Origin of the sequence: Rhizobium sp. BK379 (genome assembly GCF_014193955.1) — a bacterium.
GTDB lineage: Bacteria > Pseudomonadota > Alphaproteobacteria > Rhizobiales > Rhizobiaceae > Rhizobium.
The window spans coordinates 390,497-405,501 of the sequence record NZ_JACIAD010000001.1 but is presented as its reverse complement, the minus strand read 5'-3'; the positions used below and the strand labels follow the sequence as shown (position 1 = coordinate 405,501).

General features: G+C 58.6%; 17 protein-coding genes and 1 tRNA gene. 3 read left to right on the top strand and 15 right to left on the bottom strand.

All coding sequences use genetic code 11. The features are described from left to right. Nucleotides 1–86 precede the first annotated feature (86 nt). Entirely contained in the window at nucleotides 87–1,619 is a 1,533-nt protein-coding gene (locus FHT93_RS02110) for an acyl-CoA carboxylase subunit beta (protein WP_029868833.1), read from the top strand. Between the two features lie 128 nt (nucleotides 1,620–1,747). Continuing rightward, complete coding sequence (locus FHT93_RS02105; protein ID WP_112547700.1) at nucleotides 1,748–2,143, top strand: DoxX family protein; 396 nt, start codon at nucleotides 1,748–1,750, stop codon at nucleotides 2,141–2,143. Between the two features lie 63 nt (nucleotides 2,144–2,206). Here FHT93_RS02105 and FHT93_RS02100 read toward each other — a convergent pair whose 3' ends face one another. The 10 genes from FHT93_RS02100 to lipB form a co-directional block, all read right to left on the bottom strand. Then, a complete protein-coding gene (locus FHT93_RS02100; RefSeq protein ID WP_246715530.1) occupies nucleotides 2,207–2,506 on the bottom strand; it encodes a hypothetical protein in 300 nt (99 codons plus the stop codon). A gap of 396 nt (nucleotides 2,507–2,902) precedes the next feature. Beyond that, nucleotides 2,903–3,217, bottom strand: a complete 315-nt coding sequence (gene sugE, locus FHT93_RS02095; RefSeq protein ID WP_113117043.1) for a quaternary ammonium compound efflux SMR transporter SugE — start codon at nucleotides 3,215–3,217, stop codon at nucleotides 2,903–2,905. Nucleotides 3,218–3,388: 171 nt separating this feature from the next. Beyond that, the gene (locus FHT93_RS02090; protein WP_112547697.1) at nucleotides 3,389–3,832 is read right to left on the bottom strand and encodes a YaiI/YqxD family protein; all 444 of its coding nucleotides are present in this window, start codon (nucleotides 3,830–3,832) and stop codon (nucleotides 3,389–3,391) included. Nucleotides 3,833–3,842: 10 nt separating this feature from the next. Further along, nucleotides 3,843–4,316, bottom strand: a complete 474-nt coding sequence (locus FHT93_RS02085; RefSeq protein WP_183845976.1) for a GNAT family N-acetyltransferase — start codon at nucleotides 4,314–4,316, stop codon at nucleotides 3,843–3,845. A 101-nt stretch (nucleotides 4,317–4,417) separates the two neighbouring features. Further along, nucleotides 4,418–4,789 carry a hypothetical protein gene (locus FHT93_RS02080; protein WP_112547696.1) on the bottom strand — a complete coding sequence of 124 codons (372 nt, stop codon included), beginning with the start codon at nucleotides 4,787–4,789 and terminating at the stop codon, nucleotides 4,418–4,420. A 6-nt stretch (nucleotides 4,790–4,795) separates the two neighbouring features. Then, nucleotides 4,796–5,923 (bottom strand): S-(hydroxymethyl)glutathione dehydrogenase/class III alcohol dehydrogenase, encoded by a 1,128-nt coding sequence (locus FHT93_RS02075; RefSeq protein WP_183845975.1) that lies wholly within the window; start codon nucleotides 5,921–5,923, stop codon nucleotides 4,796–4,798. Between the two features lie 105 nt (nucleotides 5,924–6,028). Then, complete coding sequence (locus tag FHT93_RS02070; protein ID WP_183845974.1) at nucleotides 6,029–8,041, bottom strand: acetyl/propionyl/methylcrotonyl-CoA carboxylase subunit alpha; 2,013 nt, start codon at nucleotides 8,039–8,041, stop codon at nucleotides 6,029–6,031. A gap of 84 nt (nucleotides 8,042–8,125) precedes the next feature. Continuing rightward, a complete protein-coding gene (locus FHT93_RS02065) occupies nucleotides 8,126–8,830 on the bottom strand; it encodes a hypothetical protein (protein ID WP_112547693.1) in 705 nt (234 codons plus the stop codon). A 97-nt stretch (nucleotides 8,831–8,927) separates the two neighbouring features. After that, entirely contained in the window at nucleotides 8,928–9,854 is a 927-nt protein-coding gene (locus FHT93_RS02060; RefSeq protein ID WP_183845973.1) for a DMT family transporter, read from the bottom strand. Between the two features lie 63 nt (nucleotides 9,855–9,917). Continuing rightward, a complete protein-coding gene (gene lipB, locus FHT93_RS02055) occupies nucleotides 9,918–10,643 on the bottom strand; it encodes a lipoyl(octanoyl) transferase LipB (RefSeq protein ID WP_113117047.1) in 726 nt (241 codons plus the stop codon). Between the two features lie 226 nt (nucleotides 10,644–10,869). Between lipB and FHT93_RS02050 the strand changes: the two genes are divergently transcribed. Next, nucleotides 10,870–11,199 carry a hypothetical protein gene (locus FHT93_RS02050; protein ID WP_112547690.1) on the top strand — a complete coding sequence of 110 codons (330 nt, stop codon included), beginning with the start codon at nucleotides 10,870–10,872 and terminating at the stop codon, nucleotides 11,197–11,199. 117 nt (nucleotides 11,200–11,316) lie between these two features. Here FHT93_RS02050 and FHT93_RS02045 read toward each other — a convergent pair whose 3' ends face one another. From FHT93_RS02045 to FHT93_RS02025, 5 genes are all read right to left on the bottom strand, one after another. After that, nucleotides 11,317–12,480 (bottom strand): glutathionylspermidine synthase family protein, encoded by a 1,164-nt coding sequence (locus FHT93_RS02045; protein WP_183845972.1) that lies wholly within the window; start codon nucleotides 12,478–12,480, stop codon nucleotides 11,317–11,319. Nucleotides 12,481–12,488: 8 nt separating this feature from the next. Beyond that, nucleotides 12,489–13,061: a DUF1190 domain-containing protein gene (locus tag FHT93_RS02040; RefSeq protein WP_162710234.1), complete on the bottom strand. Its 573-nt coding sequence runs from the start codon at nucleotides 13,059–13,061 to the stop codon at nucleotides 12,489–12,491. A gap of 438 nt (nucleotides 13,062–13,499) precedes the next feature. Next, nucleotides 13,500–13,584: transfer RNA gene (locus FHT93_RS02035), tRNA-Leu, on the bottom strand. A gap of 173 nt (nucleotides 13,585–13,757) precedes the next feature. Next, complete coding sequence (locus tag FHT93_RS02030) at nucleotides 13,758–14,129, bottom strand: hypothetical protein (protein WP_112968163.1); 372 nt, start codon at nucleotides 14,127–14,129, stop codon at nucleotides 13,758–13,760. 328 nt (nucleotides 14,130–14,457) lie between these two features. Then, entirely contained in the window at nucleotides 14,458–14,955 is a 498-nt protein-coding gene (locus FHT93_RS02025) for a BON domain-containing protein (RefSeq protein WP_183845971.1), read from the bottom strand. Between the last annotated feature and the right edge of the window lie 50 nt (nucleotides 14,956–15,005).

Sequence of the window (15,005 nt, the reverse complement as noted above, 5' to 3'; positions counted from 1 at the left end):
GCAATTCCGCATGCAAAACCGCTGCGCAGTTTTGCTGGAATTGCCCGAGCTGTAAAATCGGCCGTTGCAAGCGGCGAGGGGAAATCATGAAGGATATTCTTGAAGAACTCGAACGCCGCCGCGGTATTGCCCGTCTCGGCGGTGGCCAGCAGCGTATCGACGCGCAGCACCAGCGCGGCAAGCTGACGGCGCGCGAGCGCATCGATCTTTTCCTCGACGAAGGCTCTTTCGAAGAGTTCGACATGTTCGTCGAGCACCGCTCCACCGATTTCGGCATGGACAAGAGCCGCATCGCCGGCGACGGCGTGGTGACCGGCTGGGGCACGGTCAACGGCCGGACCGTCTTCGTCTTTGCCAAGGATTTCACCGTCTTCGGCGGCTCGCTTTCGGAAGCCCATGCCGAGAAAATCATCAAGGTGCAGGATATGGCGCTGAAGAACCGCGCCCCTATCATCGGCATCTATGATGCGGGCGGCGCGCGCATCCAGGAAGGGGTAGCAGCGCTTGGCGGATATGCGGAGGTCTTCCAGCGTAACGTGCTGGCTTCCGGCGTCATTCCGCAGATCTCCGTCATCATGGGACCATGCGCCGGCGGCGACGTCTATTCGCCCGCCATGACGGACTTCATCTTCATGGTGCGCGACACGTCCTACATGTTCGTCACCGGTCCCGATGTGGTCAAGACGGTCACCAACGAGACCGTGACGTCAGAGGAACTCGGCGGTGCCAGCGTGCACACGACACGCTCGTCGATCGCCGACGGCGCCTATGACAATGATGTCGATACGCTCAGCCAGGTGCGACGGCTCATCGACTTCCTGCCGCAGTCGAACACGTCGCCGGTGCCGGAAATCGAATGGTACCAGTCGGTGACGGACGCGGACAATTCGCTGGACACGCTGATCCCCGCCAATGCGAACAAGCCCTACGACATCAAGGAACTGATCCAGAAGGTGGCGGACGAGGGGGATTTCTTCGAGATCCAGGCGAGCTTTGCCAAGAATATCGTCTGCGGTTTCGGGCGTATCGAGGGTTCGACGGTCGGCTTCGTCGCCAATCAGCCGATGGTGCTTGCCGGCGTGCTCGACAGCGACGCCTCGCGCAAGGCGGCGCGCTTCGTGCGCTTCTGCGACTGCTTCAACATTCCGATCGTCACTTTCGTCGACGTACCGGGTTTTCTGCCCGGCACGGCACAGGAATATGGCGGGCTCATCAAGCACGGCGCCAAGCTGCTTTTTGCCTATGCGGAGGCAACGGTTCCGAAGCTGACGGTCATTACCCGCAAGGCCTTCGGCGGTGCTTATGACGTGATGGCATCCAAGCATTTGCGCGGCGATTTGAACTATGCCTGGCCGACGGCGCAGATCGCCGTCATGGGTGCCAAGGGTGCTGTCGAGATCATATTCCGCAAGGATATCGCCGATCCCGAAAAGATCGCTGCGCACACGAAGATGTACGAGGACCGTTTCCTGTCACCTTTCGTGGCCGCTGAACGCGGCTATGTCGATGAGGTGATCATGCCGCATTCGACACGGCGGCGGCTGGCGCGCGGGCTGAAGATGTTGAAGAACAAGGACCTCAGCAATCCGTGGAAGAAGCACGACAACATTCCGCTATGATCGAATAAAATAGCCTATTCAAGTGTTTATCCACAGTCAAAGTTGTGAACGCCTGTCAGCAAATTGTGTCTTCAGTCGTCGATAGAGACACGATAACGCTCGGCAGTACACCCTTAAGGAGAGTCTTTATGTCAACTTTCGAGCGTCTATCTGCCTACCGCCCCTATGGTCTGGCCGCTCTCAGAATCATGACCGCGCTTCTGTTCATCGAGCACGGTACGATGAAGCTTTTCGGCTTCCCGGCCGCCCAAGGCGACGGGCCGCTGTCCACCTTATTCCTGATTGCAGCATTGCTGGAAACCTTTGGCGGTATCCTCATTCTCATCGGCTTCGCAACACGACCGGTAGCCTTCCTGCTGTCGGGCGAAATGGCGATCGCCTATTTCATGGCGCATATGCCGCACAGCTTCTTCCCGGCTCTCAACCAGGGCGACGGCGCGGTGCTGTTCTGCTTCATCTTCCTCTACCTGTTCTTTGCCGGCGCCGGTGCATGGTCCGTCGATAACCGAAACGCATCAGCGTGACGTCTTAGCCCTCGGCCTGGATGTGGAAGCGCCTAGCAGGCGCTTCCACATTCGGACGTCTGTCTAGATATTGCCAGGAGGCGCAAAAAAGCAGTTCACGTCGTTTTCCGTCGGATGAAGACAGATGTGATAACGGCCGTCTCCGGACGGAATCTCATCCCCGTACGGAATGAAAAAGAGATGCGGTCTGGTGGCAAGCGGATGATCTCCGGCACGCAGAAAGACGGAAAAACCGCGATGCCCTGGCCTGACATCCAGCGTTGGAATGGCATCACAATCCCGGTGTAGTTGATCAGACTTGCAACAGGCAGGTGGGTAGGTCCAGCCGCTCTCTGTCTCATGAGCGTCGGTTCTATCCGACATGCTGGCCAGGATTGCCGCTGTTGCGGCCAGAAATACTGTCGAAGTCCCTGTTGTCATTGCATACCTCCTTGGAGGCAGCCCGTCGAAAAACGCCGAGAGCGTGCTCGCTGATAGTCAAGAATACGACGTCTTGTTGATGCATCGATCAATCGTTTCCCATCCGGACGCGAAACTTCCGGCAACTGCGGATGAGGCCGCAAAGGAAACGAATTACAGCTTAAATGCGGGGAGAGCGCCTTCGCCACCAAGCTGGAAGGCATCGTACTCCCCTGAGAAGATCGGGTAAAATCAAACCCTCGGCCGCCAGGCTTGAGGGTTAAGGAATTTCGGGTTGAGGGCATTGGTTTGGGCCACGGGTTTTCTTCCCGCGGCCCTGTTTATTTCTGATGATTGCCTTCAGGCCGTCAGCTTGAGACCGGCGATGCCTGCAACAATAAGAGCAATGCAGATCAGGCGCGAGGCGCTTGCGGCATCGCCCAGAAGCCAGACACCGAGCAGGACTGTGCCGACCGTGCCGATACCGGTCCAGATCGCGTAGGCCGTGCCGATCGGCAGGGTTTTAACGGCAAGACCAAGCAGAACGACGCTGATGACCATCGAAATCACCGTGAGGATGGTCGGCATAGGACGAGTGAAGCCATCGGTATATTTCAGACCGATTGCCCAACCACATTCAAAAAGGCCAGCGAGAAAAAGCAGGAACCAGGCCATCATACTCTCCATATCAAGAGCGAGGCCGTCCCCGCGACTTTTGCGACCCGGGCAAACCCGAGCGCCGCAGTCGTCTGCGTCGCACTTCATATGGACGAGGGAACGGCTGACTTCAAGCTAGGAATTGGCATAGCTGCCATGCCACCCGATTCCAGCGCCCGGAGAATGAAGTCAGGCGTTCTTGGCGCGGCGGCAAAGACGATCGAACGTTTCGAGAAAACGCGACCGGTCCTTGGGGCTGAAGACGGCGTTGTAGCCCTTGCTCTCACCGGTTTCACGCAGATGCGCGCCGAGATCGCGCATGGCGCTTGCCATGCCGATATTCGTTTCGTCGAAGACACGGCCCGTCGGACCGGTCACGAAGGAGCCCTTGGCGACACAGCGGACCGCAAGCGGCACATCGGCGGTGACGACGACATCTGTCGGGCCGGTATTGTCGGCAATCCAGTTATCGGCAGCGTCGAAGGCGTTGGAGACGATGACGTTGCGCACCATCGGGTCGCGGGACGGGCGCAGGCCCGAATTGGCGACGAAGGTCACTTCCATTCCGAGGCGTTCGGCCACTTTCAGGATTTCGGGTTTGACGGGGCAGGCATCGGCATCGACATAGATCATGGCGATATCTTCAAGCGGGCTCGGTGGCCAGCGGACGGACCATATCGATATGGGGAATGCCGTCTTCGAGATATTCCTCCGAGATTTTCACGAAACCGAAGGACTCATAGAAGCGGCTCAAATGCGCCTGCGCGGAGAGGGCAATCGGATTTGCCGGATAAAGCCTTTCGCAGGCCGCGATCGATTCGCTCATCAGCGCATCGCCAAGTCGCTTGCCGCGATGAGCGGGAGAGACGACGACGCGGCCGACCTTTGCCGGATCTTGCGCACCGTAGGGCTTCAAGAGCCGTGTCGAGCCGAGCAGTTCGCCGCCCTCCATGAGCCGCAGATGCAAGGCATCGATATCCTTGCCGTCCAGTTCCGGATAGGGGCAGTTCTGCTCGACGACGAAGACATCCACACGCATCCGCAGGAGGTCGTAGAGCTCTCGCGCGGAGAGCTCATCGAGACCCTTGAGATCGACTGTGTAGCTAGGCGCAGTCATCGATACAAAACCCCAGTAGAGATAGATATAATGGAACACATGAGCGCAGAGCCCTCATAGAAATTTCGCAAGGATGGCACGGCGGCTCTCGACAAGATAAATCAATGAATGCCGCTATCTGGTAGAGGTGGATCTTCCTCTACATCGTCGTCGCCACGCTTATATTGGTGAAAATCCAAGTCGTAAGCAAATGGCTTGTCTTGCGGAGGCTGCTGCGGATCAGTCGAGTAAAGATAAATGCGGCCGGTGGCATTGAAACCGACGTGTCTTCCTATGCTGACGACCATATCCGTGGCTTCGTCGCCGTCGGTAGCCCACGCTTTGATAGTAAAGAAGGCGGCCATGCCGAAGGTGGTCTCGAAATCCGGATTGGCCTCGGCGATTTCCCCGTCGGCGATAACCGTGAAATGGCGGAAAGCCGTTTTCAGCTTTCCGTATCTCAATTTCAATTTCCAGTTCTTCAGCAGATCCATGGACGACTAGTAAACCACGACGCCGCGGATGCTCTCACCCTTGTGCATGAGATCGAAGCCCTTGTTGATGTCTTCGAGCGGCATGGTGTGGGTGATCATCGGGTCGATCTGGATCTTGCCTTCCATGTACCAGTCGACGATCTTCGGCACGTCTGTGCGGCCACGGGCGCCGCCGAAGGCCGTGCCCATCCAGTTGCGGCCGGTGACGAGCTGGAAGGGACGCGTCGAGATCTCCTGGCCGGCGCCGGCAACGCCGATGATGACGGACTTGCCCCAGCCGCGGTGGCTGGCTTCCAGCGCCTGGCGCATGACCTTGGTGTTGCCGGTGCAATCGAAGGTGTAATCGGCGCCGCCGATCAGGTCGCCATGGCGCTTCGTCATGTTGACGAGATGGGGCACGATGTCATCGCCGACCTCCTTCGGGTTGACGAAATGCGTCATGCCGAACTTCTCGCCCCATGCCTTGCGGTCGGGATTGATATCGACGCCGATGATCATGTCGGCACCGGCAAGTCGCAGGCCCTGAAGAACGTTGAGGCCGATGCCGCCGAGGCCGAAGACGATGGCCGTCGAGCCGATCTCGACCTTGGCCGTGTTGATGACTGCGCCGATGCCCGTCGTGACACCGCAGCCGATATAGCAGACCTTGTCGAAGGGGGCGTCGGGATTGATCTTCGCCAGCGCGATCTCCGGCAGAACGGTGAAGTTCGCGAAGGTCGAGCAGCCCATATAGTGGTGGATCTTGTCCTTGCCGATCGAGAAGCGCGAGGTGCCGTCAGGCATGACGCCCTGGCCCTGGGTTGCGCGAATCGAGGTGCAGAGATTGGTCTTGCGGGAGGTGCAGGAGTAGCACTCACGGCATTCCGGCGTGTAGAGCGGGATAACGTGATCGCCCTTCTTGAGCGATGTGACGCCGGGGCCGACATCGACAACGATGCCCGCGCCTTCATGGCCAAGGATCGCCGGGAAGAGACCTTCCGGATCTGCGCCCGATAGCGTGAAATCATCGGTGTGGCAGATGCCAGTCGCCTTGACCTCGATCAGCACTTCGCCGGCCTTCGGGCCTTCGAGCTGAACGGTCATGACCTCAAGGGGTTTTCCTGCCTGAACGGCAACGGCGGCGCGAACATCCATCTTCGATCTCCTCGTGATTTGCGTGGCGGACTCTTGCACGCTCCGCAAGGGTGGCTCAAGCACAAAAAAGGCTTAGAGGGCCATCCGGAAATCGTGGTCGATGCTTCAGGCGAATTCCATGATGACGGCATCGACAGCGAGGCTCTCGCCGGGCGCAGCCTTGATCTTGCCGACGACGAGATCGCGCTCGGCGCGCAGCACATTTTCCATCTTCATGGCTTCGACGACGGCAAGCGTCTCTCCAGCCTTGACCTCCTGGCCCTCGGCGACGGCAATCGAGACGACGAGGCCGGGCATGGGGCAGAGCAGGAGCTTGGACGTATCCGGCGGCAGCTTGACCGGCATCAGGCGGTCGAGCTCGGCATGGCGAGGGGTGAAGACGCGCGCCTTGACCGATAGACCCTGCCAGTCGATGCGCAGGCCATTGAGAACAGGTCGGATCTGCGCGGTTACCGGGCGGCTGGCAATCCTGCCATGCCAGACCGGGTCGCCCGGTCTCCAATCGGTGACAACGGTTTCGGTGCGGCCGGCAACCTCCATTTCCATCTCGAAGGGGATGGTGACGAGGCCATCGACCAGTTTCACCACCGGTACATAATTACCGCCGAGCTTGACGACCCATTCTTCGCGCAACGGGCCGCTTGCCTGCCGCAGACGATCGGCAAAACCTTCGCGGCGCCCGGCCTCGCTCAGGGAAACGGAAAGCGCGATGGCGGCAAGGGCTGCCTCTTCCGCCGCATCCGGCGCCATCGGCGCAAATCCCTCGGGATATTCCTCGGCAATGAAGCCGGTGGAGAGGCGGCCTTCACGCCAGCGCGGATGTTTCATGAGGGCCGCGAGGAAAGGAACATTGTGCTCGATGCCGTCGACCACGAAAGCATCCAGCGCCTGTCCCATGGCTTCCACCGCCTGCAGGCGGCTCGGCGCCCAGGTGCAGAGCTTGGCGATCATCGGGTCGTAGTACATGGAGATTTCAGCGCCTTCGAAAACGCCGGTATCATTGCGTATGACGACGTCGCCGGTGCGGCCTTCCGCCGGCGGGCGGTAGCGCGTCAGGCGGCCGATCGAGGGCAGGAAGTTGCGGTAGGGATCTTCGGCATAGAGGCGGCTTTCCACCGCCCAGCCATTCAGCTTGATATCCTTCTGCGCGAAGGGCAGCTTTTCCCCGGCAGCAACGCGGATCATCTGCTCGACGAGATCGATGCCGGTCACCAGTTCCGTCACAGGATGCTCGACCTGCAGACGGGTATTCATTTCGAGGAAATAGAAATTGCGGTCGCGGTCGACGATGAATTCCACCGTGCCGGCGCTCTGGTAATCGACGGCCTTGGCCAGCGCCACAGACTGCTCGCCCATGGCAGCGCGGGTCTTCTCGTCGAGGAAAGGCGAGGGCGCTTCTTCGGCGACCTTCTGGTTCCGGCGCTGGATGGAACATTCGCGCTCGCCGAGATAGACGACGTTGCCATGCGCATCCGCCAGAACCTGGATTTCGATATGGCGCGGATCGACGACGTATTTTTCGATGAAGACGCGATCATCGCCGAAGGAACTCTTGGCTTCCGAACGGGCGCGGTCGAAACCATCTCGCACTTCTGCCTGGTTCCAGGCAATGCGCATGCCCTTGCCACCGCCGCCGGCCGACGCCTTGATCATCACGGGATAGCCGATCTCGCCGGCGATCTTTTCGGCATGCGCCGCATCCTCGATCACGCCGAGATAGCCCGGCACCGTGGAGACTTTTGCCGCATTCGCGAATTTCTTCGATTCGATCTTGTCGCCCATCGCCATGATGGCCTTGGGTTTCGGACCGATGAAGACGATGCCCTGCTTTTCCAAGGCCTCGCAGAATGAAGCGCGCTCGGACAGGAAGCCGTAGCCGGGATGCACGGCTTCGGCACCGGTTTCCTTGCAGGCGGCGATGATCTTGTCGGCGACGAGATAGCTTTCGGCTGCCGGGGCAGGGCCGATATGAACAGCCTCATCGGCCATTTCGACATGCAGGGCATCCCGATCCGCATCCGAATAGACCGCAACGGTGGCAATGCCCATGCGGCGAGCGGTTTTGATCACGCGGCAGGCAATCTCGCCGCGATTCGCGATCAGGATCTTCTTGAACATCGAGTCTCCACCCAGGAAATGCGCTCCGGAGTTTTACGCATAAAAAGCCGGAACGCACAATCGGGCTGAGAAATCACCGGCAGATCAGGCAACTGCGGCAGCGGCAACCGGCTCTTCATCGATAATACGAAGCCAGCGGCTCCGCCTCGGCTGGGCATAGTCCCTGAGTTCGACCGCGGCCATGATCTCGCCCCAGCGCTGATGATTGGCGCCAGGCTGGGTTACCGCATCAATGCGCTGCAGCACGCCATATTCGACCGGCGACACGCCGATGACGCCGCCGTCGCTGACGTTTCTCAAAACACGCATCAGGTAATCCACATCCTGCCGCGTGATGCTTTTGCGGTCGGTGGCGCGGGTCAGCTTGTAGCCGCCGAGATCCTCTGAGAGCGCCAGGCGGAGCTGATCGAGCGCCAGGGCGCGCAGCTCATCGGGTACGTGGGCGCTGAGCTCCATGACATGCAGGATGAGCTCCAGCTCGAGGGCGGAATTGACGACGCCGTCGGTCGTGAACATGCGCATGATCCATGCGACATTGATCTCGTCCAGCGAGCCCTGCGGATAGGTGTAATCGACGATGAAGCCTGCCAGCTGTTCGATGAAAAACGTGTTCCACTCGGGGCATTTTTCGGGGCAGGAATTATTGAGCGCCAACAACACTACGACATGATCGGAAGTCCGGATTCCCTCCGGGAAGGTGTGTTTGCGCAAAAGCACGATGTCTTCGGCCGTCAGCCGATGCTTCCCGGCGATGACACACGCCGGAAAAGCGAGACGGAACTCACTCATGTTTTATCTCCAGACTTCATCATGAAGCCGGAAATGGTTTTATCGGTGCCGAATTGAAGATCCCTCAAGAAGAAGGGTTAACTGCAGTTTGGGGATTTCACGCGGATTTTAATGATCGCGTCTGCACGCGCTCGCGCCAGATAATGAAAAGCCCCGATGCAACGATAATTGCGATGCCTATCCATTTGGAAAAATTCGGAAAATCACCGAAGAGGGCGTAACCGAGCACGGTCGCCGAAATGATCTCGAAATATTGGAAGGGTGCCAGCAGCGACAGCGGCGCGAGCCGGAAAGCCTTAACAACCAGCATGTGCGCATAGCCCGAAATCGTGCCCAGGATCAGCAGCAGGACGAGGCCGAGCCAGGAGGCTGGCAGGGAGGGCGTGAAGTCGGCATTGCCGAAGCTGTTTCCGACAAACATTGCGCCCGCCATGAAGATCGTACCGCCAATTCCGGACATGGTCTGCATCGTCAGCGGCGAATCTGCCTCGCCGATGGCGCGGTTGAGGAAGAGATAGAGCGAGAAGAGGAAGGCGCAGAAGACCGGCAGCAGCGCCTTCAGGCCGAAAATCTCGTAGCTCGGCTGGATGACGATCATGGCGCCGCCGAACCCGACGACGATTGCCATCCAGCGCCGCCAGCCGACCCTGTCGCCGAGGAACAGCGCCGAAAGCGCCGTCAGCATGAAGGGCTCGACGAAATAGATGGCGAAGACATCGGCGAGCGGCATGTATTTGACGGCGACGAAGAAGAGCAGGCTGGCCGCACCATGCAGCGCGCCGCGAAGCAGATTCATCCACGGGCGCTTGGCCGACAGAGCCTGCGTACCGAACATGGCGAAAAGGATCGGCAGGGTACAGACGAGCTGGAAGAAGAAGCGGTAGAAGGTTACCTGCCCGGGCGACATGCCCTCAAAGGTCGCCATATATTTGGCGATCGCATCCATCGTCGGCAGGATGGCCATGGCGCCGGCCATGATGACCATGCCCCGGAGGGGATTCTGGGTGGAGGGAGATTCGGACATGACGGCTGCTTCTTGCGGATGATGTCATCAACCACAGGAAGCCCGGGCAATCAAGGACGGCAATCAGGGACAGAGTGCTGTATCGTTGACGGTTTCGCCGAATATCTCTTCGAAGGCGGCGCGCAGGCGGATGTCGGCATCGACCATCGTCACGAGCAGGCCGAGATCGACGAGGCTGGTGACGCCATAGGCCGAGATGCCGCAGGGCACGATGCCGCCGAAATGATCGAGATCGGGATCGACGTTCAGCGACAGGCCGTGGAAGGTCACCCATTTGCGCAGACGGATGCCGAGTGCTGCGATCTTGTCTTCCGCCATGGTGCCGTCAGGCAGCAAGGGTCTCTCCGGTCGCCGGACCCAGACGCCGACACGATCCTCGCGGCGTTCGCCGCGCACATTCATCGAATCGAGCGTGCGGATGATGACCTCTTCGAGCGCTGCCACGAAGGCACGCACATCCTGCCTGCGGCGTTTGAGATCGAGCATGACATAGGCAACGCGCTGGCCGGGGCCATGATAGGTGTATTCGCCGCCACGACCGGTAGCGAAGACCGGGAAACGATCCGGCTGGACGAGATCCTTCGCGTCGGCGCTGGTGCCGGCTGTATAAAGCGGCGGATGCTCCAGCAGCCAGACGAGTTCATCACCACCTTCTGAAATCGCTGCGACTTCCCGCTCCATCGTCTCCACCGCTTCCTCATAGGGAACGAGCCCGTCTGAGATGCGCCAGCGTACGGCGCGCGAACCGAGTTTCGGGAGCATGGAGAAATCGAGATCGGTGCGTAGCATGGCAGTCCTTGGCGCAATCCGCAAAAATGGAGAGGGCGGGCGCGGGCTTCTATATGGACTTGGGCGAAGAGCGATTCAATCGCTCTTTGCTGCACAACTCACGTCATGAACAAAACGCCAACGCTCGCATCCGCCTGCGACACTGGGGATAACTTGGCCGGCTTATAGAAAAAAATTCAATCATCCAGATATTGTAACCTTGCAAATCATCTTATTGGGGTAATTCATGAAACGCATATTTCCCTCCGCGCTCCTCGTAGCGCTCCTGTCGGGCTGCGCTATGACGCTTCCTCTCAAGGGGCAGACCGAGAGTGGTGACGAGACGTTTACGGGCAAAGCGACAGGCTATGCCGACGGGGCCGGAACGCTCGAATTGACGAGCACCAAGGGTCTCAAATGCAATGGGAATTTCGTTTACGTCACGCACCGAAATGGCGAAGGCACGTTCACATGTAGCAACGGCCAAAGTGGTTCATTCAGCTTCGTTTCGACAGGCGTTCGAGGGACAGGATCAGGCTCGATTGGCAGCCGCAAATTCACTTTCACGTTCGGCTAACAGGAAGCTGTGAGCGGCATGTTATGCCGCTCACATAGTTACGCGCAGCTATCCGATCAGCCACGTTGTTCTCCGTAATATCCAGGAATCGGCCAACTTGCTGCAGCCACCGCCATCTCAATCCATGATGAAATGCGGGACGAAACGGGAGAGGTTCTGGGTAATAGGCGATTTGTCCTCGCGGATGCAGATGCCGCAGGCTTCGCCGGCGACGACCCAGGAGCCGATCACGGCATAATCCTCGCCGAACTGCGGAAGCAGGCAGGTTTCCTGCACAATGTAGCCCTCTGCGCCATATTCGCCGTCCACCGCGATTATCGTTTCCCCCGACGTCAGCGTGACATTTGCGCCTTCGCGCGACAGGAGCGGTTTTCTGACGGCGTTTTCCAGACGCAGCGCCTGCGGATCGTCGGCGAAATAGGCGGGCAGCAGGTTCGGATGGTTGGGCGCCATTTCCCAGAGGACGGCGAGGAGGCCCTTGTTCGACAGCGTCATCTTCCACAGCGGCTCGTGGATCTTTGTGGGCGTGGAGATGAGATGCGCGCCAAACTCCTCGTGCACCATGAATTCCAGCGGGTAGAGCTTGAAGAGATTCTCCATTCGGCGGTCTTCGAGATCGGTGAACCAGTTCTCGGGATCGATGCCGATCTCTTCCATATCGAGCACCACAACTTCGAAGCCCGCCTGGAAGGCAACGTCGGCGAGATATTTGGTCGTCAGATAGTCTTCCTCATTGTCGGTGATGCAGCCGAAATGGAAGACGCCGCTGTCGCTGGCATTCTTGAAATACTGGAAAGCACCGATGAGCTTCTCGTGGATCGAATTGAACTGGTCGGCGTCGGCGCTCAACCGGCCAAGGCGCTTCATGTCTTGGAGCCATTCCCACTGGATGACAGCGCTTTCGAAGAGTGACGTCGGCGTATCGGCATTGAATTCGAAGAGTTTTGCCGGACCCTTGCCATCGTAACGCAGGTCGAAGCGGCCGTAGATATCACGATCGGACCATTTCCAGGATCTGCTGACGGCGGCCTGGAACTCGGCCGGGATCGCCATGCGCGTCATCAATGCGGGATCGGCGCAAATGCGATCGACCGCTTTGTAACAGAGCTGCAGAATCTCGTTGGTCGGATCCTCGAGACCATCCTCGATCTCAGCGAGCGTGAATTGGTAGGCATTGCGCTCATCCCAATAGAGTTCGCCATACATGTGGTGGATGGTGAAATCGAGGTCTTCGAGTTTCCGCACCCAGTCAGGTCTTTCGCCGGTCGCGATGCGCTTCATCTTGAGCCTCAGGACGCAGCAAAGTGGCGGGCGCCAAAACCGGAGCGGGCGAGCGTCGTCGTGGGGGCTGCGGGCTTATAGTGAGCGGCGGATTGATAGGCCATCTTGAAGCCGCCGACCTTGTTGGTGACCAGAATGCCCCGCGCGTCCACGAAACCCGGAACATGGCGGCTCTCGTACAACGCCGATGCGGGCACAGCCGGATAGTAGACGCCATTGACCTTCTTATCGGGCTGACCAACGAGATACCCGCCGAGATAAGGGCTGAAATGTCCTCCTCCGGACGCATGGACCGAAGAGGTCTGCTCACAACGGCCGTCGCCGAATTCCTCCTCGCAATCCTCGCGTTTATCGTAGGAGGGGGAGCTTTTCAGATGTTCATCGCGAGCGATCGCGAAGCTGCTTTTGCAGTCGTCAGGACCGAACTTGTTGTCCTTAAGGCAGTCATCGACCGTCTTGTAGGCCGCCGTCTCGGTATCGCCGTGATACAGCGAGTCGATGTAAAGGCCGATAACGAGGGTTCCGAGAATCGCGAGTGCTACGCCGCCCTTGACGTATTTATAGCGATCTTCCGATGTCATGCGGTCCCCCATGGTTAGGCGCGATGCAATGCGCGGGCAAAGCGAAATAAGCGCCAAGCCGAAATGTCCGGCTTGCGTTCGAATGTATGAGAAAGGCTGGATTGCCAGCGAGCGTGAGCTACCTCACGCAGGAACCGGCATCAGCGGAAGCTAGTTCTTCTAGCGAAACGTCAAAAATTGCCGATCGAAATAATTTTCATGAAAGGAACACCCCTGAACCCCTAAGCGTTCCATCTATGTTCTCAATTCCAGATGGAAGTCAAGCGGCAGATTGCGCACCAGAATTGCAGCAAGTGCCGGCTGGCTTCGCTGTGATATCCACCAGAGGCGATATCGGCGGGAAAGGGCTGCCGCGCGCTACTTCTTGCGGCAGGGCCATTAGGACCGGAGAACTAAACCTTTGGCCAAAAAGAAAAAACCCGCCGAAGCGGGTTTCTTTGGTGCGGTCGAGAAGACTCGAACTTCCACGGGTTGCCCCACAGCGACCTCAACGCTGCGCGTCTACCAATTCCGCCACGACCGCATCGTGGTAGGCCGATTTGCGTCGGCGAGGCAGCATGTAGCAAAAGCCTCTGACGGACACAAGCGCGATGTGACAGTTTTTTTTAAAAGCTTGCCCGAGGTGTGGATTACGCCGTGTGGAGCATTGAAATTGCAAAGGAAAAGGGCCGGAAACCGGCCCTTTCTCGGATCATGTCAGTGCATTGCGCGGCAGGCCTCAGTGCGGCTTGCGCCGCTATCGGCACCTTTCTGATGCGAACCCTTCGGGCCGACCATGCTGTGGCAATCCGGAAGAGGCTTGATGCTGGCGGTGGCAGTGTTGTCGACCTTCGCGGGCTTGGCCATCGCGGCCGGTGCGAAGCCGTCACTATCATTCGTATAGTCGCTGGAATAGGCCGGGGGGGCTACATGGGTCGGGTAGTGAATAGGCTTCGCCGGCGCGACCGGCGTCTGGTAGAGGCCATCACCATTATTGGAATAGTCGTCCATAAATTTCGGCTGTGCAAAAGCGGCACTTGCCATGCTGACGGCAAACAGGGTGGCGGCGGCGGCGAACTTCATGCGCATGGGTCTATCTCCTCAATCTATTGTTGAATTCAACAACGTAAATCCAACCCTCGGCACGATAAGCTCGCGCTCCAATTTGGGCGATTTTGTGAGAAAGATGACAGCTCTGTTGCGGCGTTTTGTCCGAACAAAATCACATATTTGTCAACGTTTTTGAAGGGCACGTTACCTTAGCCGGCACAGTTAATTGCCTGAGATGTCAGGGCTTTCCGAAAGATTACAATCCTGCAATCTTTGATTGATTAACTATTTTTAATTTTAGAGACAGCAAAACCGGAAAGCAGGCCGCTTCCCGGTTTTCAAATGTGGCGACTTTGTGTTTTTCGCCTCAATCCTCGTTCGGGATATGGGCATCGACACCGGTTGTGTGCAGGCGGTTGCGGACATGATGGACACCGTCTACCGACAGGGCGCCAAGTTCGACCTTGCGGGCAATCCCGATCGTTTCGACAGAACCCTCCAGCGTCACGGTATGGCCGTCGGCGTGAACTTCCACACTGTCGATATCGACCTCGGGGATATTCTCCAGGTTCTCGGTCACGCGGGCTTCGAGATCGTCGCTTTCGTCGCGGTCGATCGTGTCAGGCTCAAGCGAATCCTTCAGGCGATTCTCGTTGCCGTCCTCGTCCGTGCCGTCGATGCGGAAGCCGCTATTGCGGTCGCGGTCGAAATTGGCCGAGGTTTCGCCGTAGGCACGGTTTTCACTGTCGGCAGCCTTGGCGCCGCTGCCGTCCGCGTAGGGCCAGCCGTCGTCCAGATTGCGCTCTTCGAAGTCGCGGTAGTCTTCCTCGCGGGAAAGCGAGGACTTGTCGTTCTTGCCAGGCATTTCCGTCTCCTTCCGGTTTCACTGCAAGGCAAACGTCGGAAGGGCGCACT